At 58.3% G+C, this 26,430-nt stretch carries 29 protein-coding genes and 1 pseudogene; 27 read left to right on the top strand and 3 right to left on the bottom strand.

Features of this window, described 5'->3' with window-relative positions:
• From AAE027_RS23740 to AAE027_RS23680, 13 genes are all read left to right on the top strand, one after another.
• The coding region (locus AAE027_RS23740; RefSeq protein ID WP_370988697.1) for a SufD family Fe-S cluster assembly protein at positions 1–275 on the top strand (275 nt) is incomplete at its 5' end.
• A 66-nt stretch (positions 276–341) separates the two neighbouring features.
• Positions 342–1,094, top strand: coding sequence for a Fe-S cluster assembly ATPase SufC (sufC, locus tag AAE027_RS23735; protein WP_370988698.1), 753 nt, complete (start codon positions 342–344; stop codon positions 1,092–1,094).
• 19 nt (positions 1,095–1,113) lie between these two features.
• Positions 1,114–2,436 carry a Fe-S cluster assembly protein SufD gene (gene sufD / locus AAE027_RS23730; protein ID WP_370988699.1) on the top strand — a complete coding sequence of 441 codons (1,323 nt, stop codon included), beginning with the start codon at positions 1,114–1,116 and terminating at the stop codon, positions 2,434–2,436.
• Positions 2,433–3,680, top strand: coding sequence for a cysteine desulfurase (locus tag AAE027_RS23725; RefSeq protein WP_018319626.1), 1,248 nt, complete (start codon positions 2,433–2,435; stop codon positions 3,678–3,680). The genes sufD and AAE027_RS23725 overlap by 4 nt, the downstream gene beginning before the upstream one ends.
• A gap of 465 nt (positions 3,681–4,145) precedes the next feature.
• Positions 4,146–5,648: a nitrogenase molybdenum-iron protein alpha chain gene (nifD, locus tag AAE027_RS23720; protein WP_130212209.1), complete on the top strand. Its 1,503-nt coding sequence runs from the start codon at positions 4,146–4,148 to the stop codon at positions 5,646–5,648.
• Positions 5,649–5,714: 66 nt separating this feature from the next.
• Positions 5,715–7,271 carry a nitrogenase molybdenum-iron protein subunit beta gene (gene nifK / locus AAE027_RS23715; RefSeq protein ID WP_370988700.1) on the top strand — a complete coding sequence of 519 codons (1,557 nt, stop codon included), beginning with the start codon at positions 5,715–5,717 and terminating at the stop codon, positions 7,269–7,271.
• A 97-nt stretch (positions 7,272–7,368) separates the two neighbouring features.
• On the top strand, positions 7,369–9,015 hold the full coding sequence (gene nifE / locus AAE027_RS23710; protein WP_370988701.1) for a nitrogenase iron-molybdenum cofactor biosynthesis protein NifE: 1,647 nt from the start codon (positions 7,369–7,371) through the stop codon (positions 9,013–9,015).
• A gap of 10 nt (positions 9,016–9,025) precedes the next feature.
• The gene (gene nifN, locus AAE027_RS23705; RefSeq protein WP_091881673.1) at positions 9,026–10,435 is read left to right on the top strand and encodes a nitrogenase iron-molybdenum cofactor biosynthesis protein NifN; all 1,410 of its coding nucleotides are present in this window, start codon (positions 9,026–9,028) and stop codon (positions 10,433–10,435) included.
• Positions 10,432–10,827 (top strand): nitrogen fixation protein NifX, encoded by a 396-nt coding sequence (nifX, locus tag AAE027_RS23700; protein WP_370988702.1) that lies wholly within the window; start codon positions 10,432–10,434, stop codon positions 10,825–10,827. The genes nifN and nifX overlap by 4 nt, the downstream gene beginning before the upstream one ends.
• Before the next feature lie 6 nt (positions 10,828–10,833).
• Positions 10,834–11,310, top strand: coding sequence for a NifX-associated nitrogen fixation protein (locus AAE027_RS23695; RefSeq protein ID WP_091881680.1), 477 nt, complete (start codon positions 10,834–10,836; stop codon positions 11,308–11,310).
• Entirely contained in the window at positions 11,307–11,507 is a 201-nt protein-coding gene (locus AAE027_RS23690) for a CCE_0567 family metalloprotein (RefSeq protein ID WP_018319619.1), read from the top strand. The genes AAE027_RS23695 and AAE027_RS23690 overlap by 4 nt, the downstream gene beginning before the upstream one ends.
• A 14-nt stretch (positions 11,508–11,521) precedes the next feature.
• Entirely contained in the window at positions 11,522–11,821 is a 300-nt protein-coding gene (fdxB, locus tag AAE027_RS23685; RefSeq protein WP_018319618.1) for a ferredoxin III, nif-specific, read from the top strand.
• A gap of 282 nt (positions 11,822–12,103) precedes the next feature.
• Positions 12,104–12,499: a Rieske (2Fe-2S) protein gene (locus AAE027_RS23680; protein ID WP_018319617.1), complete on the top strand. Its 396-nt coding sequence runs from the start codon at positions 12,104–12,106 to the stop codon at positions 12,497–12,499.
• 9 nt (positions 12,500–12,508) lie between these two features.
• Here AAE027_RS23680 and AAE027_RS23675 read toward each other — a convergent pair whose 3' ends face one another.
• A complete protein-coding gene (locus AAE027_RS23675) occupies positions 12,509–13,099 on the bottom strand; it encodes a hypothetical protein (protein ID WP_370988703.1) in 591 nt (196 codons plus the stop codon).
• A gap of 273 nt (positions 13,100–13,372) precedes the next feature.
• Between AAE027_RS23675 and AAE027_RS23670 the strand changes: the two genes are divergently transcribed.
• The 14 genes and pseudogenes from AAE027_RS23670 (at position 13,373) to AAE027_RS23605 (ending at position 24,000) form a co-directional block, all read left to right on the top strand.
• Positions 13,373–13,693, top strand: coding sequence for a HesB/IscA family protein (locus AAE027_RS23670; RefSeq protein WP_370988704.1), 321 nt, complete (start codon positions 13,373–13,375; stop codon positions 13,691–13,693).
• Between the two features lie 42 nt (positions 13,694–13,735).
• Positions 13,736–14,026 carry a NifU family protein gene (locus tag AAE027_RS23665; protein WP_130212180.1) on the top strand — a complete coding sequence of 97 codons (291 nt, stop codon included), beginning with the start codon at positions 13,736–13,738 and terminating at the stop codon, positions 14,024–14,026.
• Positions 14,023–15,204 carry a cysteine desulfurase NifS gene (nifS, locus tag AAE027_RS23660; RefSeq protein ID WP_130212181.1) on the top strand — a complete coding sequence of 394 codons (1,182 nt, stop codon included), beginning with the start codon at positions 14,023–14,025 and terminating at the stop codon, positions 15,202–15,204. The genes AAE027_RS23665 and nifS overlap by 4 nt, the downstream gene beginning before the upstream one ends.
• Positions 15,201–15,425, top strand: coding sequence for a putative nitrogen fixation protein NifT (gene nifT / locus AAE027_RS23655; RefSeq protein WP_018319613.1), 225 nt, complete (start codon positions 15,201–15,203; stop codon positions 15,423–15,425). Before nifS ends, nifT begins: the two co-directional genes overlap by 4 nt.
• Positions 15,422–16,285, top strand: coding sequence for an SIR2 family NAD-dependent protein deacylase (locus AAE027_RS23650; RefSeq protein WP_370988705.1), 864 nt, complete (start codon positions 15,422–15,424; stop codon positions 16,283–16,285). Before nifT ends, AAE027_RS23650 begins: the two co-directional genes overlap by 4 nt.
• Before the next feature lie 343 nt (positions 16,286–16,628).
• Positions 16,629–18,188 (top strand): nitrogenase cofactor biosynthesis protein NifB, encoded by a 1,560-nt coding sequence (nifB, locus tag AAE027_RS23645; RefSeq protein ID WP_370988706.1) that lies wholly within the window; start codon positions 16,629–16,631, stop codon positions 18,186–18,188.
• A 10-nt stretch (positions 18,189–18,198) separates the two neighbouring features.
• Positions 18,199–18,423 (top strand): 4Fe-4S binding protein, encoded by a 225-nt coding sequence (locus AAE027_RS23640; RefSeq protein ID WP_091881697.1) that lies wholly within the window; start codon positions 18,199–18,201, stop codon positions 18,421–18,423.
• A gap of 360 nt (positions 18,424–18,783) precedes the next feature.
• The gene (locus AAE027_RS23635; RefSeq protein WP_130212183.1) at positions 18,784–19,098 is read left to right on the top strand and encodes a nitrogen fixation protein NifZ; all 315 of its coding nucleotides are present in this window, start codon (positions 18,784–18,786) and stop codon (positions 19,096–19,098) included.
• Positions 19,095–19,334 carry a nitrogen fixation protein NifZ gene (locus AAE027_RS23630; RefSeq protein WP_091881703.1) on the top strand — a complete coding sequence of 80 codons (240 nt, stop codon included), beginning with the start codon at positions 19,095–19,097 and terminating at the stop codon, positions 19,332–19,334. Before AAE027_RS23635 ends, AAE027_RS23630 begins: the two co-directional genes overlap by 4 nt.
• 15 nt (positions 19,335–19,349) lie before the next feature.
• Positions 19,350–19,709 carry a DUF3024 domain-containing protein gene (locus AAE027_RS23625; protein WP_130212184.1) on the top strand — a complete coding sequence of 120 codons (360 nt, stop codon included), beginning with the start codon at positions 19,350–19,352 and terminating at the stop codon, positions 19,707–19,709.
• 34 nt (positions 19,710–19,743) lie between these two features.
• A complete protein-coding gene (locus AAE027_RS23620) occupies positions 19,744–20,013 on the top strand; it encodes a hypothetical protein (RefSeq protein ID WP_370988707.1) in 270 nt (89 codons plus the stop codon).
• Positions 20,014–20,054: 41 nt separating this feature from the next.
• A pseudogene (locus AAE027_RS23615) lies at positions 20,055–21,208 on the top strand (DegT/DnrJ/EryC1/StrS family aminotransferase).
• Between the two features lie 561 nt (positions 21,209–21,769).
• The gene (locus AAE027_RS23610; protein WP_370988708.1) at positions 21,770–22,243 is read left to right on the top strand and encodes a Rieske (2Fe-2S) protein; all 474 of its coding nucleotides are present in this window, start codon (positions 21,770–21,772) and stop codon (positions 22,241–22,243) included.
• 1,409 nt (positions 22,244–23,652) lie between these two features.
• Complete coding sequence (locus tag AAE027_RS23605) at positions 23,653–24,000, top strand: (2Fe-2S) ferredoxin domain-containing protein (protein ID WP_018319601.1); 348 nt, start codon at positions 23,653–23,655, stop codon at positions 23,998–24,000.
• A gap of 450 nt (positions 24,001–24,450) precedes the next feature.
• On the opposite strand, the gene AAE027_RS23600 is transcribed toward AAE027_RS23605, so the two are convergent.
• Both AAE027_RS23600 and AAE027_RS23595 read right to left on the bottom strand, forming a co-directional pair.
• Positions 24,451–25,194: an OmpW/AlkL family protein gene (locus AAE027_RS23600; RefSeq protein WP_176945384.1), complete on the bottom strand. Its 744-nt coding sequence runs from the start codon at positions 25,192–25,194 to the stop codon at positions 24,451–24,453.
• A gap of 462 nt (positions 25,195–25,656) precedes the next feature.
• Positions 25,657–26,070: an ArsC/Spx/MgsR family protein gene (locus AAE027_RS23595; RefSeq protein WP_370988709.1), complete on the bottom strand. Its 414-nt coding sequence runs from the start codon at positions 26,068–26,070 to the stop codon at positions 25,657–25,659.
• Between the last annotated feature and the right edge of the window lie 360 nt (positions 26,071–26,430).

Here is a 26,430-nt window from a genome sequence, read left to right as displayed (position 1 = left end):
GCGATTCCTTGTTGATCGGCGACAAATGCGGCGCGCACACCGTGCCGTACATCGAAGCCAAAAATTCGTCGGCGACGTTCGAGCACGAGGCGACGACCTCGAAGATCTCCGAGGACGTGCTGTTCTACTGCATCCAGCGCGGCGTCAGCCAAGAAGAGGCCGTCGGCCTCGTCGTCAACGGCTTCGTCAAGGACGTTCTGCAAAAACTGCCGATGGAGTTCGCAGTGGAGGCGCAGAAGCTGATCTCGATCTCGCTCGACGGATCTGTCGGATAACCAAACCTCCCGCGAGCCCTCTCGAATGCGGCTCGCCAGATGACGCATTTCAGGGATCGGATCAGAATGGCGCTACTCGAAATCCGAGATTTGCAGGTTGGTGTCGAAGACCGCGAAATTATTCGCGGCCTCGATCTTGACGTCAATGCGGGTGAGGTGCACGCGATCATGGGGCCGAACGGCTCCGGCAAATCGACGCTCTCTCATGTCATCGCCGGCAAGCCCGGCTATGAGATCAACGGCGGACAAATCCTGTTCAGGGGCGAGAACCTGTTGCGGATGCAGCCAAATGAACGCGCCGCCAAGGGCGTGTTCCTGGCATTCCAGTATCCGGTCGAGATCCCCGGCGTGACCAACATGAACTTCCTTCGGGCGGCACTGAACGCCCAGCGCAAGGCGCGCGACCAACGGGAATTCTCCACCCCCGAATTTCTGAAAAGAGTCCGCGAGGCGGCCGGTTCGCTCAACATTCCCCAGGACATGATCAAGCGCAGCGTCAATGTCGGCTTCTCCGGCGGCGAGAAGAAGCGCAATGAAATTTTGCAGATGGCGCTGTTCGAGCCGAGACTGTGCATCCTGGACGAGATCGATTCCGGCCTCGATATCGACGCGCTGCGTATCGTCGCCAGCGGCATCAACGCCTTGCGTTCGCCGGAACGAGCGATGCTCGTGATCACCCACTATCGGCGGCTTCTCGACCATATCGTGCCGGACATTGTGCACGTGATGTCGAAAGGGCGGGTCATGAAGAGCGGCGGAAAAGAACTCGCGCTGGAGCTCGAGGCTTGTGGCTACGCCCAATTCGAAGACGCGGCCTGACGGCTCTAGGGATTCCCCGATGAAGCAGGTTTTTGCCAAAGCCGACGCCGAACGCGCAATGCACAATGTTTTCGCTGCGGCGCGTGGACGGCTGCCTGGTGCAGGCCCTTTCCCCCAAATCCGGGCGAGGGCATTCGAGCTCTACGAGCGTACCGGCCTCCCGCATCGGCGCATGGAGGATTGGAAATACACTGATCTACGCGCCCTGATCGGCGAGGTGCTGCCACTCGCTCCGCGACCGGATGCGGAGGCGCTGGTGCGCGCAAAGGTGTCGGCCAAGCAAGTGGCTGCCGATCAGGCGGTCAAGCTCGTTTTGGTGGATGGCATATTCGCGCCGGAGCTGTCCGATTTCGGCGGGCTTGAAAATGAAGTCGTTGTGCGGTCGCTGCGAGAGGTTCTGGAGAATTCGGCCACTGCGGCCATGGCCGGTCTGGTGCTGTCGACGACGAGCGATCCGGCAATCTCGCTCAATGCCGCAATGGCGACAGATGGCCTGGTGATTACGGTCGCCGATGGCAATGCGGTGAAGCGTCCAATTCAAATCATTCACGTCGCAACCGGACTGTCGGTGTCCACCTTTACACGCTCCTATCTGCAGCTCGGTAAAGGAGCGCATGCGGCCATCGTCGAAAGTTTCGTCCCGGCTGAAGGCGCGAGCGGCTATCAAGCCAACGATGCGATAATCGCCCTGGTTGGTGACGAGGCGAGCCTTTCGCATATCCGCGTGGCAGCCGATGCCTCCGACGCCGTGAACATCTCCTCGGCGATCATCGCAGTCGGCGCCAAGGCTAAGCTCGACCTCTTCAGCATGACCTGCAGCGGCTCCATCAGTCGCTATCAGGGATTCATCACGCTGGCCGGCGAGGGAACCAAGCTTTCGGCGAATGGGGTTAATCTCATCAGGGACAAGCTGCACGCCGACACAACGATCGTGGTCGACCACGCCGTACCACATTGCACCAGTCGGGAGAAGTTCCGCGCGGTCGTCGACGATTGCGGCCGCTCGGTGTTTCAGGGCAGAATCGTCGTTCGTCCCGCCGCCCGCAAGACGGACGCCACCCTGACGACGCGAGCGTTGCTCCTATCGGACCAGGCCGAGGCCGACAATAAGCCCGAACTTGAAATCTTGGCTGACGACGTGACCTGCGGCCACGGAGCGACTTCCGGTGCGCTCGACGACACTCTCGTATTCTATCTGCGCGCTCGGGGGCTACCCGAGAAGGATGCGCAGATGTTGCTGATTAAAGCGTTCCTTGGCGAGTCGATTGAGGAGATCACTTCCGAGAATCTACGCGATTTTGTGGCAGCGCAAGCTGAACACTGGCTGCAGGCGGGGCGATGAGCGCACATCCCGCCGTGAGCAATGGTAGTTACGAGGTCAACCGTCTGCGTTCTGACTTTCCTGCGCTGGCCATGACGGTGTACGGCAAGCCGCTTGTTTACCTCGATAACGCTGCATCCGCGCAAAAGCCCAACGCGGTGCTTGACCGTATGATGCAGGTGTACTCCAGCGAATACGCCAACGTTCATCGCGGCTTGCACTACCTCGCTAACGCGGCGACCGAGGCGTATGAAGGCGCCCGTACCAAGGTGGCGCAGTTTGTGAACGCGCATTTAAACGAAGAGATCATCTTCACCCGGAGCGCCACGGAGGCGATCAATCTGGTCGCCCAGACTTTTGGCCGTGAACGCATTACCCCCGGTGATGAGATCGTTCTCTCGATTATGGAACACCACTCCAACATTGTGCCATGGCACCTTCTCAGGGAACGACTCGGTGCAGTGATCAAATGGGCGCCAGTGGATGATGACGGAAACTTTTTGCTCGATGATTTTGAGCGACTGCTGACCCCGCGCACCAAGATGGTTGCAATCACACAAATGTCGAACGTGCTCGGCACGGTGTTGCCGGTGAAAGAGGTGGTGAGGATCGCGCATGCTCGTGGTATCCCGGTGCTCGTCGACGGCTCGCAAGGATGCGTCCATCTGAGCGCCGACGTCCGCGACATTGATTGCGATTTCTACGTCATGACGGGCCACAAACTCTATGGTCCGACTGGGATCGGTGTGCTTTACGGCAAGTCTGAGCATCTGGCATCGATGCCGCCCTTCAATGGCGGCGGGGAGATGATTCGCGAGGTCTCGCGTTCCGGAGTCATTTATGGTGATCCGCCACACCGGTTCGAAGCGGGTACGCCGCCGATCGTCGAAGCCATCGGTTTAGGCGCGGCTATCGATTACATCAATTCAATAGGCAAGGTGCAGATCCGCAGGCACGAGAGCGTACTGCTCGCTTACGCGCAGGAGAGGCTGGCGGATATCAACTTCGTGCGCATGATCGCGACCCCGGCCGAGAAGGGACCGATCATTTGTTTTGATATGAAGGGTGCGCACGCGCATGATATTGCCACCGTCGTCGACCGCGCCGGTGTAGCGATGCGGGCGGGGGCCCACTGTGCGATGCCGCTGCTCAAGCGCTTCGGCATGCTGGCGACGTGCCGTGCGTCGCTCGGACTTTACAATACACGTGAAGAGATTGATGTGCTCGTGCGTGCGCTTATCAAGGCGCGGCAGCTGTTCTCGTGATTCGGCGAGCCTACGACGTCCTGTGGCGAGGCAGCTCGCATTGAAGTCTGGAGGATGAGGTCATGCACCTCATCGTCATCGCAGCAGGTAAGCACCTGTAGGTCTCAGCAAGCATAGATAGCATTGGCAAGCCTGTGTCGGCCAGCCGGCCTTGCAGCCGGTCTTCCTGCACGGCCGCCTTCGGTGAGCGCGATCGCAGAGTACTGCGATCGCGGACACGCTCGAGAATTGGGCGGGCAATTCACGCATAGCCAGCCCTTGTTCCTTTTCGAACAGGGCCAAACCAAGAGTTCTCTGCCCAAAGCGTGATGTCGGGTTCGCAACAACACCCCCTTTCACCGCACGAGGCGCGCTAAGCGATTTTGATTGCTGTGTTTTTTGTGCTCACGCGACGCTGGCATGCTGGTTGCAAAAGTCTTGGTCAAGAAGCCGCCCTCGCAACAGCTAACCTTTGAAGGACATCAGATGAGTCTCGCCACGACCCAGAGCATCGCAGAAATCAGGGCTCGCAACAAAGAGCTGATCGAGGAGGTGCTGAAGGTCTATCCGGAGAAAACCGCGAAACGGCGTGCCAAGCACCTCAACGTTCACCAAGCCGGCAAGTCTGACTGCGGGGTGAAGTCCAACATCAAATCCATACCTGGCGTGATGACGATCAGAGGCTGCGCCTATGCAGGGTCAAAGGGGGTGGTCTGGGGACCGATCAAGGACATGGTCCATATCAGCCATGGCCCGGTTGGCTGCGGTCAGTATTCGTGGGGCTCGCGACGCAACTATTACGTTGGCACGACGGGCATCGATAGCTTCGTGACCCTGCAGTTCACCTCCGACTTCCAAGAAAAGGATATCGTATTCGGTGGCGACAAAAAGCTGGTGAAGATCCTTGACGAAATCCAGGAGCTGTTTCCACTCAACAACGGCATCACGATCCAATCGGAATGCCCGATCGGCTTGATCGGTGACGACATCGAGGCCGTATCAAGAGCGAAATCCAAGGAATATGGCGGCAAGACCATCGTGCCGGTCCGTTGTGAGGGCTTTCGGGGCGTGTCGCAGTCACTAGGCCACCACATTGCCAACGACGCGGTGCGGGATTGGATTTTCGACCAGCTCGAGCCCGACGGCAAGCCAAAGTTCGAGCCGACGCCGTACGATGTTGCGATCATCGGAGACTACAATATTGGCGGCGACGCCTGGTCATCACGAATTCTGCTGGAGGAGATGGGCCTGCGGGTGATCGCGCAGTGGTCCGGCGACGGTTCACTGGCTGAGCTCGAGGCAACGCCGAAGGCAAAGCTCAACATTCTGCATTGCTACCGTTCCATGAACTACATCTCTCGCCACATGGAAGAGAAGTTCGGTATTCCGTGGTGCGAGTACAACTTCTTCGGACCGTCAAAGATCGCAGAGTCGCTGCGCAAGATTGCGGGTTATTTCGACGACAAGATTAAGGAAGGCGCCGAGCGGGTGATTGAAAAGTACCAACCGCTGGTGAACGCCGTGATCGCGAAATATCGCCCGCGCCTGGAGGGCAGGACGGTGATGCTGTACGTCGGCGGGCTCCGTCCGCGTCATGTGATTGGCGCATACGAGGACCTCGGGATGGAAGTCATTGGCACCGGATACGAGTTCGGTCACAACGACGACTATCAGCGCACAGCTCAGCACTACGTAAAGGACAGCACGCTCATCTACGATGACGTCAATGGCTATGAGTTCGAGCGCTTCGTCGAAAAGCTCCAGCCTGACCTTGTCGGCTCGGGCATCAAGGAAAAATACGTTTTCCAAAAGATGGGTGTGCCGTTCCGGCAGATGCACTCCTGGGACTATTCGGGTCCATATCACGGCTATGACGGCTTTGCGATCTTTGCGCGCGACATGGACATGGCCGTCAACTCGCCGGTCTGGAAGAAAACGAAGGCCCCTTGGAAGGAAGCTTCGAGGGCCAAGCTCCTGGCTGCAGAATAAAGCAACTCATCTCGCTCTCTGGGAAAGCCGGGGCGATACCAATCTCGATAGTGAAGGACTTCAACAATGGCGCAGAGTGCCGAACACGTGGTCGATCATCTCGAACTGTTCCGCGGTCCAGAATACCAGCAGATGCTGGCCAAGAAAAAGATATTCGAGAATCCTCGCGATCCCGCCGAGGTCGAACGTATCAAGGAATGGACGAAAACGGCCGAATATCGCGAAAAGAACTTTGCGCGGGAGGCGCTAGCGGTAAATCCGGCCAAGGCCTGCCAGCCGCTTGGCGCCGTATTCGCCTCTGTTGGCTTTGAGGGCACGCTGCCCTTCGTCCACGGCTCGCAAGGCTGCGTGGCTTATTACCGCAGCCATCTGTCGCGGCACTTCAAGGAGCCTAGCTCCTGCGTTTCTTCGTCGATGACGGAAGACGCTGCAGTATTCGGCGGCCTGAACAACATGATCGACGGGCTCGCGAACAGCTACAACATGTACAAACCCAAGATGATTGCGGTCTCCACGACCTGCATGGCCGAGGTGATCGGCGATGACCTCAACGCTTTCATCAAGACGTCAAAAGAGAAAGGCTCGGTTCCGGCGGACTTCGACGTGCCGTTCGCCCACACGCCGGCGTTCGTCGGCAGCCACGTCACCGGTTATGACAATGCGCTCAAGGGCATTCTGGAGCATTTTTGGGACGGCAAGGCCGGAACAGCGCCGAAGCTGGAGCGCAAGCCGAACGGGGCGATCAACATCATTGGTGGGTTCGATGGCTATACCGTCGGAAACCTTCGCGAGATCAAGCGCATCTTGGCGTTGATGGGCATCCAGCACACGATTCTCGCCGATAATTCTGAAGTCTTCGATACTCCGACAGACGGCGAATTCCGGATGTATGACGGCGGCACGACGCTGGAAGATGCGGCCAACGCGGTTCACGCCAAGGCGACAATCTCCATGCAGCAGTGGTGCACCGAAAAAACGCTGCCATTCGTGGCTGAGCATGGGCAGGACGTCGTATCCTTCAACTACCCGGTGGGCTTATCCGCAACGGATGACTTTCTCGTGGCGCTGTCACGCATCAGCGGCAAGGAAATTCCCGAGCAACTCGCGCGAGAACGTGGCCGCCTGGTCGATGCCATCGCTGACTCCAGCTCGCATATCCATGGCAAGAAGTTCGCGATCTATGGCGATCCGGATCTTTGCTATGGGTTGGCTGCGTTTCTGCTCGAACTCGGCGCCGAACCGACCCATGTGCTGTCCACCAACGGCAACAAGGCGTGGCACGAAAAAATGCAGGCGCTGCTTGCTAGCTCGCCATTTGGGCAGGGGTGCCAAGCCTATCCGGGCCGAGACCTCTGGCACATGCGTTCACTCCTGTTCACCGAGCCGGTCGATTTTCTGATTGGCAACACCTATGGCAAGTATCTGGAGCGTGATACCGGAACGCCACTGATCCGCATCGGCTTTCCGGTTTTTGATCGGCATCACCATCACCGCTCCCCCCTATGGGGCTATCAGGGCGGCCTGAATGTGCTGGTGAAGATCCTGGACAAGATCTTCGACGAGATCGACAAGAAGACAAACGTTCTTGGCAAAACTGACTACAGCTTCGACATCATTCGTTGATGAGCGACCGTGCGCGTGCCATCGCCCAAGCACTCGACGATGGCACAAGCACACGACGGTTGACCATGCAATTAGTTTGCGCTGAGAGGAAAAAGGGATGAGTTCACTAGCGGCCACGGTCCAAAATATTTTCGACGAGCCGGGCTGCGCCAAGAATGGCAGTAAGTCGGAGGCTGAACGGAAGAAGGGCTGCACCAAACAGCTGCAGCCGGGTAGCGCCGCCGGCGGCTGTGCTTTCGATGGCGCCAAGGTTGCGCTGCAGCCGTTCACTGACGTCGCTCACTTGGTGCATGGTCCGATCGCGTGCGAAGGTAATTCCTGGGACAATCGCGGCGCGGCGTCGTCCGGCTCGAATCTGTGGCGCACCGCATTCACAACCGATTTGAGCGAAACCGATATTGTATTCGGAGGCGAGAGGCGGCTCTGCAAAGCGATCAAGGAGATCATCGACAAGTGCGACCCGCCCGCCATCTTCGTCTATCAAACCTGCATCCCGGCGATGATCGGCGACGACATCAACGCAGTCTGTAAGGCAGCATCTCAAAGGTTCGCAAAGCCGGTGATCCCGATCAATTCCCCGGGCTTCGTCGGCTCGAAGAACCTCGGTAATAAGCTCGCCGGCGAGGCTTTGCTCGACTATGTAATCGGGACGCAAGAACCGGACTACACCACGCCGTACGATATCAACCTGATCGGGGAATACAACCTTTCGGGAGAGCTCTGGCAAGTGAAGCCATTGCTAGACGAGCTTGGAATACGGATTCTCTCCTGCATCTCCGGCGATGGCAAATATCGCGAAGTCGCTTCATCTCATCGCGCGCGGGCGGCGATGTTGGTGTGCTCAAAGTCCATGATCAACGTCGCACGCAAGATGGAGGAACGCTACGGGATCCCGTTCTTCGAGGGGTCGTTCTACGGTATTCAAGATTCGAGCGAATCGCTGCGTCAGCTTGCCCGCTTATTGGTTGAACGCGGCGCGCCGACAGATCTGCTCCGCCGCACCGAAGCGGTGATCGCGCGCGAGGAGGCGTGGGCCTGGGCTGCGATCGAGCCGTACAAGCCACGATTCGAAGGCAAGAAGGCCTTGTTGATTACCGGCGGCGTCAAGTCATGGTCGGTCGTTGCGGCACTCCAGGAAGCCGGGCTTGAGTTAGTCGGAACCAGCGTGAAGAAATCAACCAGGGAAGACAAGGAGCGCATCAAGGAGCTCATGGGGCAGGATGCCCACATGATCGAGGACATGACGCCGCGCGAAATGTACAAGATGTTGAAGGACGCAAAAGCGGACATCATGCTATCGGGCGGCAAGTCGCAGTTCGTCGCGCTGAAAGCGGCGATGCCCTGGCTCGATATCAACCAGGAGCGCTGCCACGCCTATATGGGCTATGTCGGAATGGTCAAGCTGGTGGAGGAGATCGATAAGTCGCTCTCCAGTCCGATGTGGGAGCAGCTACGTCGACCGGCACCATGGGACGCATTGGCCAAGGCGATGGAGCAGATGCAATCGCCGGTGGCCGCGATCGACTGTGATCCGACGCTCGCCGAAACCGCGCGCCGCGCCAAGAAGATCTGCGTGTGTAACACGGTCGATCTGGGCACGATCGAGGATGCAATCTACGCGCACGGCCTGAGGAGCGTCGCAGCGGTCAGAGAGCATACCAATGCGGTCGGTGGCTGCTGCCAAAGACGCATCGAAGGTATCTTGGTGTCCGAGCCATCTGCCATGCGACAGGCCGCAGAATAGGGGAGGCGTCATGGCCATCGTCACGGCGCCGACAAAGGCCTGCGCTGTCAACCCGCTGAAGATGAGCCAGCCGATCGGCGGCGCATTCGCCTTCATGGGGCTGCGCGGGGCGATGCCGCTTCTGCACGGATCCCAGGGGTGCACATCCTTCGGGCTCACGCTCTTTGTCCGGCATTTCAAAGAGGCAGTACCGCTGCAGACCACCGCGATGAGCGAAGTCGCGACCGTACTCGGCGGCTATGAGAATCTCGAGCAGGCGATACTGAACATCTACAACCGTACCAAGCCAAAGATCATCGGAATCTGCTCGACCGGTGTCACTGAGACCAACGGCGACGATGTGGATGCCTACCTCAAGCTCATCCGGAGCAAGCATCCGCAACTTGCAAAGTTGCCACTGGTGTATGTCTCGACGCCTGATTTCAAGGGCGCGTTCCAGGACGGCTGGGAGAAGGCTGTGGCGCGCATTGTGGAGGTGCTGGTGGAAGGGCCCAGCGCCAATGGCCTGCGGGATCCATCGAAGGTGAATGTTCTGCCGGGATGTCACCTCACGCCCGGCGACCTGGATGAACTCCGTGTCATATTGGAGGATTTCGGGTTGTGCCCGTCCTTCCTCCCTGACCTCGCGGGATCGCTCGATGGGCATATCCCCGATGAGTTTACGCCAACGACCATCGGCGGCATCGGCGTCGACGAAATTGCGAGCATGGGCCGCGCCGGGTGGACGATTGCAATCGGCGCGCAGATGCGGCGAGCGGCAGAGGTCATGCAGGTCAAGACCGACGTGCCTTTTCGTGTCTTCGAGCGGCTGTGTGGTCTCTGTCCGAACGACGAATTCATGACGTTCTTGAGCGAGATCAGCGGCCGCCCCATACCATTGAAATATCGGCGCCAGCGCGGTCAGCTCGCCGATGCAATGCTGGACGCGCACTTCCATATTGGCGGTCGCAAAGTTGCGATCGGCGCTGAGCCAGACCTTCTGTTCGATCTGTCCGGCATGCTGCACGACATGGGCGCGCACGTGACCGCGGCCGTGACGACCACTCAGTCGGAGGTGATCGAGCGGATCAAGACCAAGGAGGTACTCATTGGCGATCTCGAGGATCTGGAAGGGCTTGCCAAAACAAAGCATTGCGACCTGCTGATCACGCATTCGCATGGCAGGCAAGCGGCGGCCCGGCTGAAAGTGCCGTTCTATCGTATGGGGTTTCCGATGTTCGATCGACTTGGCGCGGGACACCAACTATCCGTGGGCTATCGTGGTACCCGCAATCTGATCTTCGAAATCGCCAATCTCGTGATCGCGCACCGCGAGGAGAACGATCAGCCTACGCCCGATAGATGGCGGACTGCGGCCGGACTACCACGATGCTCGGGGTATCGCAGCTCCACCGGCGCAGCTGAGAGGTCGATTGCATGAAGGTCGCATTTGCCACTCAGGACCTGAGACGCGTCGATGCCCATTTTGGTTGGGCAAAGAATATCGCAATCTACGATGTCACGCCTGGCGGGCACGTGTTTCTCAAAGCGATTGAGTTTGAGGGCGATCTTAAGGAAGACGGCAACGACGACAAGTTGGCGCCGAAGATCGAGGCGATCAAGGATTGCGCAATCCTTTACGTCGCCGCCATTGGCGGTGCCGGGGCTGCGCGAGTGGTGGCCAACAAGATCCATCCTATCAAGGTGAATAAGCCAGAAAGCATTCTGGTGTTGCTCGAAAAACTCGAGCGCATACTGAAGGGCACGCCACCTCCCTGGCTACGCAAGGCCATGGCAAAGGACCGACGGTGTACGTTCGAGTTCGATGAATGAGGTGATATGACCGCAAAAATAGAGCAGCAGGGCAGCGCCGTCGACGCGCCGTTCCTCAAGGAGTTGATCAAGATTTGGCGTGCTCAGGATACCAACGGAGCCTGGGAGGCGAAGAGCGATCTTGACCTGCTCGAACCCTATATCCTGGACAAGGAGAAACGGCGCGCATTGCCGATTATCGGTGATCCTGATCCCGATACGCTGTGGCGGCTTAAGCTGTTCTTCGATGCGGTCGCGCTCTCGATCGAGAGGGAAACCGGTGTGATGATCCAGCCGATCCTGGATCTGCATCATGAAGGCTTCGGCCGCATGGTGCTCATCTCAGGCCGGCTGATCGCCGTGAACAAGCAGCTGCGCGATGTGCATCGCTTCGGATTTCCTAATTTCGTAAAGCTCGCGCAGGAGGGCGACAAATATGTCAGCGACGGAATCGACCTGATTCGGAAATTTCCGGACGTGGCGAACTATTGGGGATACTCATGAGCGATCGTGAAACACTGAAGGCAGAACTAAAGAAGCTGTCTGTCAAGGCGACACAAGCCAAGATGGATCTGCACGATCTTTCGGAAGAATTGCCCGTCAACTGGACCTCAATCATGGTGGTGGCGCAGAAGGCGCACAATGCCTATGCCGAACTCGAGCGCAAGAGCCATGATTTGAAGGCGCTGGAAAATACTTAAAGGGGGCCCGACCCATGTCATTTGCAACGCGCGATGGACGCAACTGGACACCAGAATATCTGATCTCGATCAATAGCAAGAAGTGCATCGGCTGTGGCCGCTGTTTCAAGGTGTGCGGTCGAGATGTCATGACCTTGAAAGGTATCAACGAGGAGGGCGAACTTGTCGACCTCGACAATGACGAGGACGATGAAATCGAAAAGAAGGTCATGATTCTGAACGATCAGGGCGCTTGCATCGGCTGTGGTGCATGCGCCAGGGTTTGCCCGGCCAACTGCCAGACCCACGTTTCAGGCGCAGTCGAAGCTGCGTGAGCGAAGGCGGCTACCAGCCACCGCGTTAGCTCTCCGGCAAATGGTCCAGAAAGGTTGAAGCGCGAAAGCTGCAGCTGCGCAGCCAGCATGGAAAGGGCAGCAAGGCTCAATGCTCGTGCGAATTGGTCTGAATTATGCGCCCGGGCCAATGAAGTGTGCCGCAATGGCGAAGCTTGCGCGTTGGATTGCCAGAAACACGATCCGTTCCGGCACTTGTAGGGTTCTTGCAGGGGCTGATTGCACAGCGACAATGAAGAACGTCTTGCAATAAACGAGCGATGAATGCAGCCAAATCCCATCTATGCGATTTGCGGCTTTAACGAGATTCCGAGCCGCCAGGCCATGGGATTCCATCTTATGGTCGTCGAAGATGACGGCAATCACCGGCCGTGGTCCATCATTGTGGTGCGCTGGGGCAAAAAGGTGCTTGGCTATGTCAATAAATGCCCGCACAACAGCGTCAATTTGGACTGGGAGCGGAACGAATTCCTCGATCCATACGGTATCCGGCTGATGTGCGGCAAGCACGGTTCGACCTTCGAACTCGGCACCGGGCGGTGCGTCGAAGGTCCATGTCAGGGTAGAGCGCTCACACCGATCGCGTTGGCGGTTCTGGATGGTGATATCTGTGTCCTCGGTGTGCGTCTTGTCGAAGACGATGCATCTCCCAACAACTGAAGACCGCGCTCAGACCGGCCGGTTTTCGTTGCGGTTTTTCACGGGCTCCATCCTCTTTAGCCCGTCGTGGTACGAGATCTCCTCATAGGACAAATCGAGATCCTTTGCGGCATCGAGGAGGTAATCAAGCTTGCCGCCCGGATCGAGCTTCTTGATGTCGTCCTTGTTGAGCCCGACCAGGTCCATCATCTCCTTCCAAACGGTGGATTCATCGCACGGTAGGACGTGGAAATTAATATCACCGAGCTTGATTCGATATTTCGCGAGCAAATCTATGTTGTTGCAGAAGATGAAGTAGCTGCCGTTTTGGCTTAAGGCACCGTCAAGGACGGTCGCGACGTCAGCAAGATAGGCGAAGGAATGCAGGTAGCCGGCCAGCACCGGAATAGTGCGTTCTCCGTCCTGCGCGATCGTCAACACCTGTTCGATCGAATAGTCCGGCGGCCGTTTCTCGTCCGCGACTTGAGTCTGGAATTTTAGTGCGACGTCGCCGCGAAAGCCGAACCGGCCCGGCTTGGTAGTCCCGCCTTTGAGTACGGCATTGAGCAGGCGGCCCTCCTTCTCAAGTCTGCCGAGTGCGGTGTTCTCGATTGCAGTCATTAAATTCTTCCTCGATCTAAGCTCTTAACCGACGCCTTGGCCGGTGCCAGATGCGATGCAAATTGCTTGCCGTTGCATGCGTCGCGGCCTTCGTCGTAGCTTAGAAAGAAAACGCGTCAATGGGCTGCGATCGCCTCAAGTAGCCTTGTCAGGAACCCGACACCGGTCCCAAAGCCAACAGCCGCGATCCGAAAAAGTGAGCATCATCAAGCGTCTGCGCGCTGGCACGTGACTTGCCCTTGGTAGCTAAATCCAAGCTGATGAGGGAAAGCCGTGATCAACCTGACAGATAGCGCAGTGAATGCAATCAAGAGCGCGATTTCATCGTCGGCGCACCCGACCGGCGGGGTGCGCGTCATGATCGAAGCAGGCGGCTGCAATGGATTCAAATACAACATGGGTCTGGCCGAGGAAGCGAAGCCTGACGACACCGTGATCGAATGCGACGGGCTGAAGGTGTTCGTCGATAACAAGAGCCGTGAGCATCTGGTCGGTACGACCATCGATTTCGTGATGGCACTGGAGAGCTCTGGCTTTACCTTTCATAACCCGAACGCCACCGCGAACTGCTCCTGCGGAAAATCGTTCAGCTGATGAAAAAAATCGTTCGAGCTGATGAGGAGCAGACATCGAAGCATGCCGGCCGAACCAGAACAGCTAAGGCAATCGTCGTCCACTGCGACAGACCGAGAGCGTCGCATTCGCGGCGCAATCGAAGAGATCCGACCCAATCTGCAACGCGACGGTGGCGACTGTCACCTGATCGGAATTGATGGCAGCAGGGTCATCGTCAGGCTGACCAGTGCCTGCACGTTGTGTAAGCTTTCGAGGGTGACGCTGGAAGGCATTCAGGCGCGGCTGGTCGATAAACTCGGCGAATTGGTTCGCCTGATCCCCGTAGCTGCTGCAGGCGAGGCAGTGGATTGAGCGAAAATCGAGTGCCGATTTACCTCGATAACAATGCAACGACACGGACCGATCCATCCGTCGTGCAAGCCATGTTGCCGTTCTTCACCGAGCAATTCGGCAATGCCTCGTCCACGCATGCCTTTGGCAGCGAGGTCGCAGTCGCTCTGAGGCAGGCCCGGCGCAGCTTGCGGGGCCTGCTAGGGAACGCATACGATCATGAAATCGTTTTCACATCGGGAGGGACCGAGGCCAATAATGCCGCGGTCCTCTCTGCGCTTGCGACGCAGGAAGACCGCGACGAGATCGTCACCACCTCGGTAGAGCACTCCGCCGTTCTTGCGCTAACCGAGCAATTGGCGGCAAGAGGAGTCAAGACGCACATCGTACCCGTAGATTCCCGCGGACGGCTCGACATCGAGGCGTTTCGCTGCGCGCTCGGGCCACGCACAGCGATTGCCTCGGTTATGTGGGCCAACAACGAGACCGGAACGATGTTTCCTGTGGAGTTTCTGGCCGGGTTGACCCGTGAGGCGGGCGCGCTGTTTCACACAGATGCGGTCCAGGCCATCGGTAAGGAGCGCGTGAACCTAAAGGACAGTGCGATCGACATGCTGTCGCTATCCGCGCACAAACTGCACGGCCCCAAGGGGATCGGCGCGCTATATTTGCGCAAAGGGACAAAATTCCGGTCGCTGATCTGCGGCGGATCACAGGAACGAGGGCGCCGCGGTGGGACTGAGAATATTCCCGGCATCGTCGGCCTCGGAAAGGCTGCCGAGCTTGCGGCGGAGCGGCTCGAACCGGAGCGCGTTCGCATTAGCGCGTTGCGCGACCGCCTTGAGCAGGGAATTTTGCACAATGGCGAGTGCGTTGCGCTCGGCGATATCAGCAATCGATTAGCGAACACGGCCAATATTGCCTTCGATCATCTCGAAGCCGAAGCCATCGCTCACCATCTCAATCGGGCGGGCATCGCCGTGTCGATCGGATCAGCCTGCAACTCCGGCTCAATGCAGCCATCGCATGTTCTGCGTGCCATGCAGGTGCCGGCGTGGCGGATACGCGGCGCGGTGCGCTTTTCTCTGTCGCGTGAAACCTCCTTCGCGGAGGTCGATGAGGTCGTGTGCGCAGTGTCCGACATCGTGGCTCGCCTGCGCGCCACCTCCCGCGTCACAGTCAGGGAGTTGACCTCGTGAAAATCATGATCCGCCGGTCTCCGGACGCGGGCCTGTCGATCTACGTGCCAAAAAAGGATCTCGAAGAGCCAATCGTGGAATCCGAGTACGAGACGCTATGGGGCGGCTGGATCAAAGTAGCTAATGGCTGGGTGCTCGATTTGCCCGAGATGGCGAGCGACACACGGTTACCGATCACAATCAACGCTAAAAAACGGGGCGAGAACGGGGACGATCCGTGAAGGCGCCCCCGCAGATCGACTTTGTCGATGCGGCCGATGCAAAGGCCACGCTCGTGGACATCGCTGCCGGCCTGAGGGCCGCGAGCATTGTTCCCTATCTCGGTCCTGGCCTCGCCGAATTGTGCAGATCCGATGTTCCGACCACACCAGAGGCGTTGGCCGGCTTCTTCGCCAGCAAGGTTGCGCTGCCGCGGCGGGCTAGGGGCAATGCGTGGGCGTCGGCGCAGCATATCGAGATCAGCAAACATCGGTCCGCCGTGACGGCATTGATGACGCAGGCCTTCGCTCGGCCAGTCGAGCCGACGCGGTTGCACCATCATCTTGCGTCCTTGTCGCTGCCCGTCATAGTAGACGCCTGGTATGATGCCGCCATGCGCGCGGCGCTGGGTAAGCGCGATGGATGGGGCGAAGTGCAGGGTATCACCCGCGTCGGCATTGGGGAGAACCGCTGGTATCGCTTTTACGATTCTGTTGGCCAAGAGGTCGACAATGCCGTGGCCGGCAGCTGGACGACGGTGCTGTACAAGCCGCATGGCAGCGTGCAGCCGGCCAACAACTTCCTTATCTCCGACGCTGACTATGTCGAGGCGTTGACCGAAATCGACATTCAGACGCCAATTCCGGACATCGTCAAGGAAAGGCGAACCGGACAGACCTTTCTCTTCATCGGCTGTCGCTTCAACGACCAGCTGTTGCGTAGCTATGCGCGGCAGATCATCAAGCGCTCGGCCGACACCCACTATGCGATCGTTGATCCGGACGCGCTCTCTCACAACGAGCTCCGCTTCCTACTCGAGCAAGGCCTGACACCGCTTGCGATTGGGCTCCCTTGGGCGATTGAGATACTGCTGACCCATTAGTGGCCTTGTGAAGCCCGGATCCCCCAGCTCGTATCGGCATATTGCGAGAGCCGCAACGCGAGAAAACCCGTTCAGATGGAGCCGGGTTCCGGCGAGCTTAGTGCGAGAATGAATGCGCAAGCCATGGAGCTCTGCGTGAGAATGACGACGTATCTGTCGCATCGTCAACAAGAGCATCATTGCTGTTCTCAGATGCGCCAGAGACGATCGTTTCCGCTAACGCGTTGGCGTATGGCTGCAATTTCATCGTCTCCGCCATGGCATGCAAGTTGCTACCCGGCTTCTTGAGGTTCGCTCACGGATGGTCCTGGGTGGCCGATGATGCCTGCAGGGAAAGATGAAAATGAACGCGGTCGTCGAACGCGGAAAATATGCCAAAGCTGCAGTGGATAGCGGCAAGATGATGCAGCCCGCCGCCGAGCATAAGGGCTGCCGCGCTTTGGCCAAGACCGGGCAGGCGAGCTGCGGCTCGCAGGCAGGCCAAGGCGATCTGCCGACCGAAATCTGGGAAAAGGTCAAGAACCATCCATGCTACAGCGAAGAAGCGCATCATCATTACGCCCGCATGCATGTCGCGGTCGCGCCTGCCTGCAACATCCAGTGCAATTACTGCAACCGAAAATACGACTGCGCCAATGAATCGCGTCCGGGCGTGGTGAGCGAGAAGCTCACGCCTGAGCAGGCGGTAAGAAAAGTTATCGCGGTAGCGACCACCATTCCCCAGATGACGGTGCTTGGCATCGCTGGTCCCGGCGATCCCCTGGCCAATCCAGCAAAGACGTTCAAGACGTTCGAGCTGGTCGCCAAGGCGGCTCCCGACATCAAGCTGTGTCTGTCAACCAACGGACTGGCTCTGCCGGACTATATTGATACCATCGCCAGGTCCAAAATTGACCACGTCACCATCACCATCAACATGGTCGATCCCGAAATCGGCGCCAAGATCTATCCGTGGATCTTCTTCAACCACAAGCGCTACACCGGCATCGACGCGGCAAGGATACTCACCGATCGCCAGCTGCAAGGCCTCGAGATGCTTAGCGAACGGGGTATCCTGTGCAAGGTCAACTCGGTGATGATCCCAAACATCAACGACGACCACCTGGTCGAGGTCAACAGGGCGGTAAAGTCGCGTGGTGCCTTCCTTCACAATATCATGCCGCTGATCTCCGCGCCCGAGCACGGCACAGTATTTGGCCTCAACGGTCAGCGCGGACCGACGGCGCAGGAATTGAAGTCGCTGCAAGATGCTTGTGAAGGGGAGATAAAAATGATGCGGCATTGCCGCCAGTGCCGCGCCGATGCGGTCGGTCTACTCGGGGAGGATCGCAGCGCAGAGTTCACCACCGATCAGGTCATGAAAATGGACGTCCAATATGACTTAGAGATGCGCAAGGCGTATCAGGACAGGGTAGAGGATGAGCGTGCCGCCAAAATCGCGGCCGGCCAAAAGGAGCTTGCGGAATTTGCCGGAGAGATGAGCGCGATCACTCTTCTGGTGGCCGTCGCAACCAAGGGCTCGGGATTGATCAACGAGCACTTTGGGCATGCAAAGGAGTTCCAGGTGTACGAACTTTCTACATCCGGCGCCAAATTCGTCGGCCACCGCCGCGTGGACGTTTACTGCCAGAGCGGTTATGGCGAGGAGGATAGGCTTTCCGCCATCATGCATGGCATCCGTGACTGTCATGCGGTCTTCGTGTCCAAGATCGGCGGCTGCCCGAAAAGCAATCTGATCAAGGCGGGGATCGAGCCGGTCGATCAATACGCCCATGAGTTCATTGAGAAGTCGGCGATTGCCTGGTTCAGATCCTATCTGGACAAGGTGAAACGCGGGGAGATCCAGCACGCGCAGCGCGGCGACGCCGCGATCCGGCAAGGATCTCTGATCTCTGCAGCGTAAGGGGGAATATGTGCCATTCAAGATCATCGCCTCGCAGTGTACGAGCTGCTCAGCCTGTGAACCCTTATGCCCGAACGTTGCCATCTCGGAGAAGGGGGGCAGCTTTGTCATTGAAGCGGCAAAATGCACTGAATGTGTTGGCTATTTCGACGAGCCGCAATGTGTCGCCGCCTGTCCGGTCGACAATACCTGCGTGGTTGACACGTCCTTGCCTCGCTACCAGGCGCCAGCCTAAAGCGTGAACCCCCATGAACGGCATGCCGAGAGCTGGTGCTGAAAACGTCGCAAGCTTCGTGCTGCGCGTTGGCGGAGGCGCAGGCGCCGACGTTCGGTCCTCCATCACGGACGACGACTGCGCTGGATTGCCCTGCGATCGTGCTGTTGCTGGTCGGCAGCACGGCCCTGGCGAGCATTTCATTCCGCGTGGCGGTCCAAAGGCGCTTCGCGACGTCGAGAGCGGCCTTTCAGGCGGCGCTGCCATCGTCGATGTGACTGACGATGCCGCGCGAGCACGAAATGATAGAGGATCTCGCCTGCGGTGGGCCAGGCGGCGTCCCTGCACCTCTACGAGAGAGCGATGCATCAGGAACGGTACATGACCAGCATTGTTCGCGACAGCGACGTCGTCGAGCTCAGCGGTCCGCCTGTCTTCAGCTTTGGCCAAAAGCTGCGAGCCAATCGCACCATCCGCAATGATGGCACCTATCGCGGCAAGGAGATTGGCGACGTTTTGGTCAAGAAGGGAGAGGTGGGTTACGTCGTCTCGATCGGCACGTTCCTGCAGCAATTCTACATCTACGGCGTCGAGTTTCTGGAAAGCGGCTACCGTGTTGGCATGAAGCGCAAGGAACTAGAGCCGGTGGACGCCTGCGCGGAGATCGATGATCTGCCATTGCCGGAGGAGTCATGACCCAGCCCGGCTTTCCGAAATATCGGCGGGGCCAGCGGGTCAAAACCGCAGTCGACCTCATCAACGACCGCTCATTTCCCAATACGGAGCCCGAGGGAGTCTTGCTCGCCGCCGGAGCGACCGGCGAGATCATCAACGTCGCTATCCATACCGAAGCGAACGTGCCGATCTATATTGTCGATTTTGGTGAGCAGCTGCTCATCGGCTGTCTTGAAGAAGAAATCACGGTGCTTTGAAGGGAGGCTTTCGCCATGAATGCCGCGCTGATGAGAAAGGTAAAGGCCGGGCTGGTGCCTCACCCCAACGAGCTCGATCGCAAACGGATCGAGCGCGGCTTGAGCTCGCGCAAGCGCTATCTCTACGTCTCGCCGAACGTGACGCAGGTGAGGGGCGGCTACCTCGTTGAGAGCCCCTGTTGCTCGCGCAACATCGACAAGGATGGCGCTCTCATCGACGTCGCGCTGATTCTTTATGATGCCGTGAGCGGGATCTGGAAGCTGTTTCGCAAGAACCACGCGCGAGGAATTTGGGAATTTTACAGCCTTTACCATCGCTTGACTTCTGCAATCGACGAATTGAACGCGGATCCGGAGCGTCTGTTCTGGCAATGACGAACCGCCTTTGACGAGTCATAGAGGAGCCACGATGGCGCTCACCGCGGAGGAATTGATCGAAATCGAGCGGCTGCTTGCAGCCGATGGCGCCGAGATGGGTCCGTTTGTCGAGCTGCGGCGCCGCTTTCCGCAGCTTGCTTGGGTGCGCTGTGATGCGTCGGATGTGGCGGATCAGCCGTTCCGGAAGTTTCCTCGTTTCGACCTTCATCTGCTCGATCGATCGGATCACTGCGTGCAGATTACGGCCGATCCAACGCGGGCGACCGGCATCGTATTGGCCAAAAGGAATGTTGGACGGTGAGCACTGAACTAGCAGAGTGTCGGCTTGATGGCGCGCACACTGTGGAGGAAAATACATTTTTCATTCCACTGTCCGATCCCGATATCACCTTCGCCGAGCTCTCTGCCGTGGAAACGCTGCTCTGTTCGCCGCAAATCTCCAACGGGCAGATCACTGAGGCGTTTGAGCAGGCTTTCGCGGCGTATCTTGGCCGCAAATATGCTGTTGCGGTCTCCAGTGGTACCATCGGGCTCCTGCTTGCGCTGAAGGCGCTCGGCATCGGCCCGGGGCAGGAGGTTATCGCCTCGCCCTACTCCTTTCGTGAGACCGCGCATGCCATCAGCCTCGCAGGCGCACGAGCGGTATTTGCCGATATCGACTATTGGTCGGGAGCATTGATCCCAGCGAAGGCCGAAGAGCGCATCACGGCCAACACGCGGGCGATTGTCGCCGGCAATCCCAACGGTCATCCCGCGCCGTGGTCTGAACTGCGCGCGGTCGCGCAGCGCCATCAGCTGCTGCTTTTGGAGGATTCCACCGAGGCGATCGGATCGAGCTACAAGGGTGAGCTCGTCGGCCGTTTGGCGACCTCGCGGTGTTCGACTTTGCCCAGCCGGCGGCCCTAACCTGTGGCGAAGGCGCAATGGTGGTGACCGACGATATCGACATCGCGGTCGGCTTACGTCGCCATCGCGCCCATCGCCTGGATGAACGCTCCTCCGTTGTTGTCGGTAGCACGGCACCTTACCAGGCCGGCATGAGCGATCTCACGGCTGCCTTGGGCCTGGCGCAGCTCAAGCGACTCGATGAAATCCTAGAGCGGCGTCGCTTGGTCGAGCAGCTCTACAACGCGCATATGCAGTCATTTGAGGGCATCAAGCCGCCTTATGTTGGCCCCGATGTGACCGAGGTGAACTGGTTGCTTTATCTCGTTCATCTGGGGACACGCTTCACGCGATCGGGGCGCGACGCCATTATCGATGATCTGCGAGGCGCACGGGTTGAATCCGCTGCCTATAGCCAGCCGCTGCACTTGCAACGCCACTACTTTGACTTCGGCTATCGGCGTGGCGATTTCCTGGTTACGGAAAAAATAGCCGATCGCGCTCTGGCGCTTCCGTTTCACACCCATCTCACGAGCAAGCACATCGAGTTTATCGTCGAGACCATGAAAGATGCATCGATCAACGTGGGAGCGGGTGCAGCGATTTACTGAGATGCTCGTCATCCACGACACGGAAGAACGAGGAGTGAATTGCGATGATCGTAGTTTTTGTCGTCGCGAGAGATGAGCAAGGGGACGGAGGATAATCGTTTGTGGCAGCGTTGCCGGGCGCACATCGTGATCCACATGGCGGGAGCGAGCCGGATGCGCGGAGGCATGTACTCGTCTGGGAAGGCCGCAAGAGAAATGTTCCAAGCGAGCGCGAAGAAGACCTGCTCGATAGTAGAAAAGGCACATCCAAGGCGCGGCTTGAGGCGCCCAAACCAAGCACATCACCGTCGAGATCCTCGGTGCCCGCTCGGGATCTTTAGAGTTACCAAAACAGGGGATCGGTATGAACTCGCAACAAGTCATCATCCACGTCCGCTTCGGTCCGAACGGGAGGGTGATCCAAATCAGCGAGCGTCCGGCGAAGCTCACGCCGGACCAATGGTTTGATGTCCTCAACGCCCGTGCCAGCTCGGCTTATCGGCAGCTCGCTCGTGGCCGTGGGATTTTTCGGCTGAGCCGGACTGCGATCGATGCCTTCAAGCAGGAAACTGCGAAGCCGGGATGAGCGAACCGATAATCGACAACCTGATGAGCGATCAGATCGAGGTTTTTGCCGTCTGTCCGGCCGATGCCATCGAGCGGAGTGGGGCCATGGGCTTTAGCCTGTCGCGGATCGATGATAGGGGCGAGAGCCGGCCCTTTCCAATTATTGTGGTGCGCACCTTCGGCAACGACTATTTTGGTTACGTCAATCGTTGTCCGCATGAGAGCGTCTGGCTCAACATCGGCTCCGGTGCGTTTTTCTCGGCGGACCGCTCCTTTCTCAGGTGCGGCCGGCACGGTGCAAGATTTGAGATCGACACTGGGATTTGCATCGACGGCCCCTGCGATGGACAATCGCTTGAGCCGGTAGCGCTCGCCGTGATCGAAGGTGACGTCTGCCTGTGCGGCGTCAAGCTGCTGGAAGACGATCGGTTTGCCGACCCGTTCGGGGACAGCGACGAAACCATGGATATCACGATCCATCCGGGCTAATGGGCCTATCGCTTTGTTGTGCTCAAGCTGCCTGAGGCGCTTTGCCGTCGGATGAGGCCGACGTACTCGTGAGCGTTGGCAGATGCGTGTCACGGCTTTTGACTTGTGAGACAAAACGGGAAACCCGCCGGATTGCGGCCTTGCACTCTGCGACCTCCGCCGCACCAAGAAGCTGCTTTTGCGGTAGCTCGCCAAATCAAGCCGGCAGTCAGGACATGCTTCTTACTGCCGGCGATATGTTCGAGCGGGAAATGCCCCCGGCGGCTGGAAGTTCGCCGAGGGCATCGTCTGGGCTGGGACAATGGCGGGACCCAGACTGACAGGACCGTTTGGGGAGGAGGAATGACGATCCTGTGTCAGAAGTCTTTGGCCGGCCGGCGTAGCTGGCGTTATTGTCTTCGTTGCAACTGCCATGCCAAACCTCCGTTCGTGCGACGCCCTTAGCGAATGGCGTCACCATCGTCAGCTCGGGTAGGAGCAAATGCATTAATGAGCACGTGCTCCTTGCTCCGCATTCGCCGCTGCAAGCGCGTCTTGACGTGTATCGTGCGAAGCGTGCGCCCAATCTGGGACCGCTGTGTTGCCGGTTTGCCGTTGCTGCCGATGGGGATTGCGGCCGGCTTGGTCTGCGGCCTCAAAGGTGGCTCGGCGATCATCCCTGCCTCGTTTGGCTCTCCCGACAGGCGCTATCTGTTGAGGCAAACGATAGATCGGCAGCGGCGGAACGCAGCGTCCAGCTTCAGGGCGAAAAAGATGCTGTAGGCTCGCGCCGGACGATGCGGCCAGCCGATCACGCCACGGCAGAACAGAGCACTCGATTCACCGGGCGATCGTCGAGAATAAAGGCTCCTCGATAGGCGGCACGAGGGTCATGAAGATCGCTGCTCATTCCAAGATATGATAGCGCAAGAGCTGGGCAAAATAATCGAGAGTCTCGGTTATTCTGCGTACGAACTGCAGAAGGTTGAAGCGGGAGGTCAAACGCTATGCGAGGTTTGTCGTGTCCGAAACAGAAGCGAACGACATTGTCGCAACCTCGGCAATAATTGTGAGTCGCGCCGGGCAAAGCAAGCGATCGTTGCAGAAACGAACGTTACGCATCTGGTGTGCAACTTGCTTTGGAGAAGTTGGATGGTGAGCAAGTGATGCGGGAGTAGAAAGATCGCGATGACGGCCGAAGACGTTGGAATTGATCAAGGAGGCTGCTCCGGACGCGAAGGTATCTATCGCTGATCTTCAGCGACGACAATCACGATGGCGCCCGCTCATTTCGCCTGCTTTCGCAAGCGCGAGTGGGAATCAGTTGAATCAATTGGTCGATGCGGCGTTAAACCTTAAGAGATTATGGGGGGCGATGTGCTCGCACCTTGTCTCTTTCAGATGAAACCCATTGATCACAGGATAGGCGAATGAACTCAGAAACCGAATTCGAGCTTCCTCAACTCTATAGGCATCATGTCTTTGCCTGCAACACGCAGCGTCCGCCAACTCATCCGCACGGCAGCTGTGGCGCCTCCGGCGCGCAAGCCCTGTGGGATCGAATGGGCAAGGCGATCGAAGCGCAAGGCCTCAACGATATTGGTTTCACGATGGCAGGCTGCCTTGGCTTTTGTAACTCTGGTCCCTTGATGGTCGTCTATCCCGACGGAGTGTGGTATCGCGCGACCACGCCCGAGGACGTTGACGAAATCGTAAACTCCCACCTCAAGCAGGGCAAACGTGTCGACCGTCTTGTGATGGTGCTAAAGCGAAGCTAGAGGCTTCGCTTAGCGGCCACTTGCCCGGGCTAGCAAGCATGGACGGCTTGTCCGTCCATGAGCTGGCCGCTCAGAGCTCGGATCGTCTAAGGTTGAGCGGAGGCCTCCCGCTCCGGGTCTGCGAACAGCAGGTCATTGATCTTGGCGCGGCGTGCCGCCTTTTTTCTCGGGCCCAATAGGCAAATGGCGCCTTTGCAACGCGCGACGAAACAAGAATATGATCATATCTGGGTCGATCTGTTGGTGTACCGTCACTCCATGCCGCGCGATCCGCAGCTCACAGCGAGAGCAATGCTGCGAATGGCTCCCCGCGTCTCGCGAGATGACGCGTCCCTGACGCGTCATCTCGCTCCGTGCTTGCACTGCGGTGAGGTTAGGGGACGCGCTCGATCAGCTTGCCGCGCGTCCGGGTTGATCAAACGGATTCCCCTTTCTGGTCCTGTTCTAGCGTCAGAATTTGTAAGTGACGCCGCCGCTGACAAGCCATGGGTCGATATTGGCGCGCCCGGTGACGGCAATCGCATTGTTTACGGTCGCGGAGTACTCCGGCCGCAGCCACAGCTTCTTAACGTCAAAGTTGAGGCCCCAGTGACGATCAAGCATGTAATCGAAGCCGAATTGGACCGCCGCGCCGAATTGGTTGCTGATGCGAAAATCCGTCACGGCAAGACCGGGGAGCAAAGTATTGGCTGCCGATTGGTTGAAGAATGCGGTGTAGTTGATGCCCGCGCCGATATAGGGCTTGAGCTGGCCGAAATCGGTGAAGTGATATTGCAGGGTCAGTGTTGGCGGTAACAGCCAGGCTTTACCGATATCGAGGCCAGTGAGCGCGCCATTGCCGCTGATGTGATGGCTGGTCACGCCGAGAATGAGTTCGGCGGCAACGTTCTTTGTGAAAAAATAGGTGATGTCGAGCTCGGGTATGGCTCGATCGCTGATCGAAAGCCCAGAGCTTGGTGAGGACAGCGAGGGCGCCCCGGCGACACTGACCGAGCTGCCTGCGGTATCCGGCAAAACACCAAGCACGCGCAGGCGGATCATCCATGGATTGAACGGTTCGATCGGAGGCGCTTTATAGTAGACCGGCGCGGGACCCAGATCCGCAGCCCGTACCGAGATGCTGGCCAACGAGGTCGCTAGCGCGAGGAGCGATGCCGTCGTCAGAACTGTCCTTGTTCTCATCGAATTCTCCATTCCAAAAATTCGCGCGAAGAGCCGCGCGAGATCTCTGTCACACATGGGGAATGGCGGAGGATTTGATGCCGATCAAAATGGGAGCGGCCGTAGCGCAATTATGCCGCTAAGTTGCATAAGGATCACGGCCGCGAAGCGTGGTGGTCTGTTCTGATCGTTATTCAATTCAAGACAGCCGAATCTCTTCAAGAAACTGCCTCTCGGCTTGGTGCTCTGATCCAATCCAGGCCGCGGAGGTCATGCGTGATAAAGGCGGCAACTGCGGCGACTTCTCTCACACACTGCAAAGGCGAGAAGCGCGGCATTCGAGCGCAATATGGGCGACGCCGACTTACGGAGCAGCCACTCGCGCGGGCGTCTCAGCGAAGGTCCCGTCGCCTACGACCCATGAAGGAAGCCGGAAGTGGGAAACGTCATTCCTTGCCTCGTTTGATGGCCTTGGGGGTACGCTCCGCCGTTTCCTCACGCCTGCGGACAACGCGCGCGGTTTGCTTCGTGCAAGCATCCCTCGAGATCATCTTGCGTCTTGCGGCCAAGCAGCGAAAGCACGGGCTCATGATCGAGTCCGGCACATCGTGCCCCGTCTACGTCGATCAGCGGTCGTCGTATCAAGAGCGGATCGCCCACCATCAATGCGAGTGCGCTTGCCGCGTCGATGGTATCGGGATTGACTTCGCCTGACTTGATACGAGGCGCAGCTCGGTTGAACCAGGAGCCGACGGGCATATTGCCGAAGAAGCCGCGCAATTCCTCCGCATCCCATGGCTTCTTCAAGATATCTTGGGCGATCACGTTGTGGCCGGCGGACTTCAGCGCTTGAATCTGACGCGCGTTAGTGGCGCAGCCGGGCTTCTGATAAAAGATGATTGTCGCCACGATATACCTATTTAGGCGCGCCGAGCTGAACGATTGGCACGGCGCTGCTGCTTCCGGGAGCCCATTCGAATTTCTTGCCGATCATCTCCAATGTCAGCGCACCAAGCGCCGTACCGTATATGCAACACTGCCGCTAGTCCGCCAGGTTTCGAGCCCGACCGGCATATTCACTCTCCTCAAATCGCCCGCCTTGCGAGAAGCGCAGCAAGTTCCGTTCCACACAAGGGATCGGGAACAGGTCCCGCCAAATCGGCTTTTCGCGTTGATGGTTGTGGTCGTTGTTCGTTTTCTGACAGCCGCGCAGATCCTGTCAGATCCAAAACAGCCAGGATCACTCACCGGCTGGTTGGTTTTTAGAAA

This window comes from Bradyrhizobium sp. DN3 (assembly GCF_041357655.1).
Lineage (GTDB): Bacteria > Pseudomonadota > Alphaproteobacteria > Rhizobiales > Xanthobacteraceae > Bradyrhizobium.
Note: the sequence above shows the minus strand (reverse complement) of the source record. Positions and strands in the feature narration are given on the sequence as shown.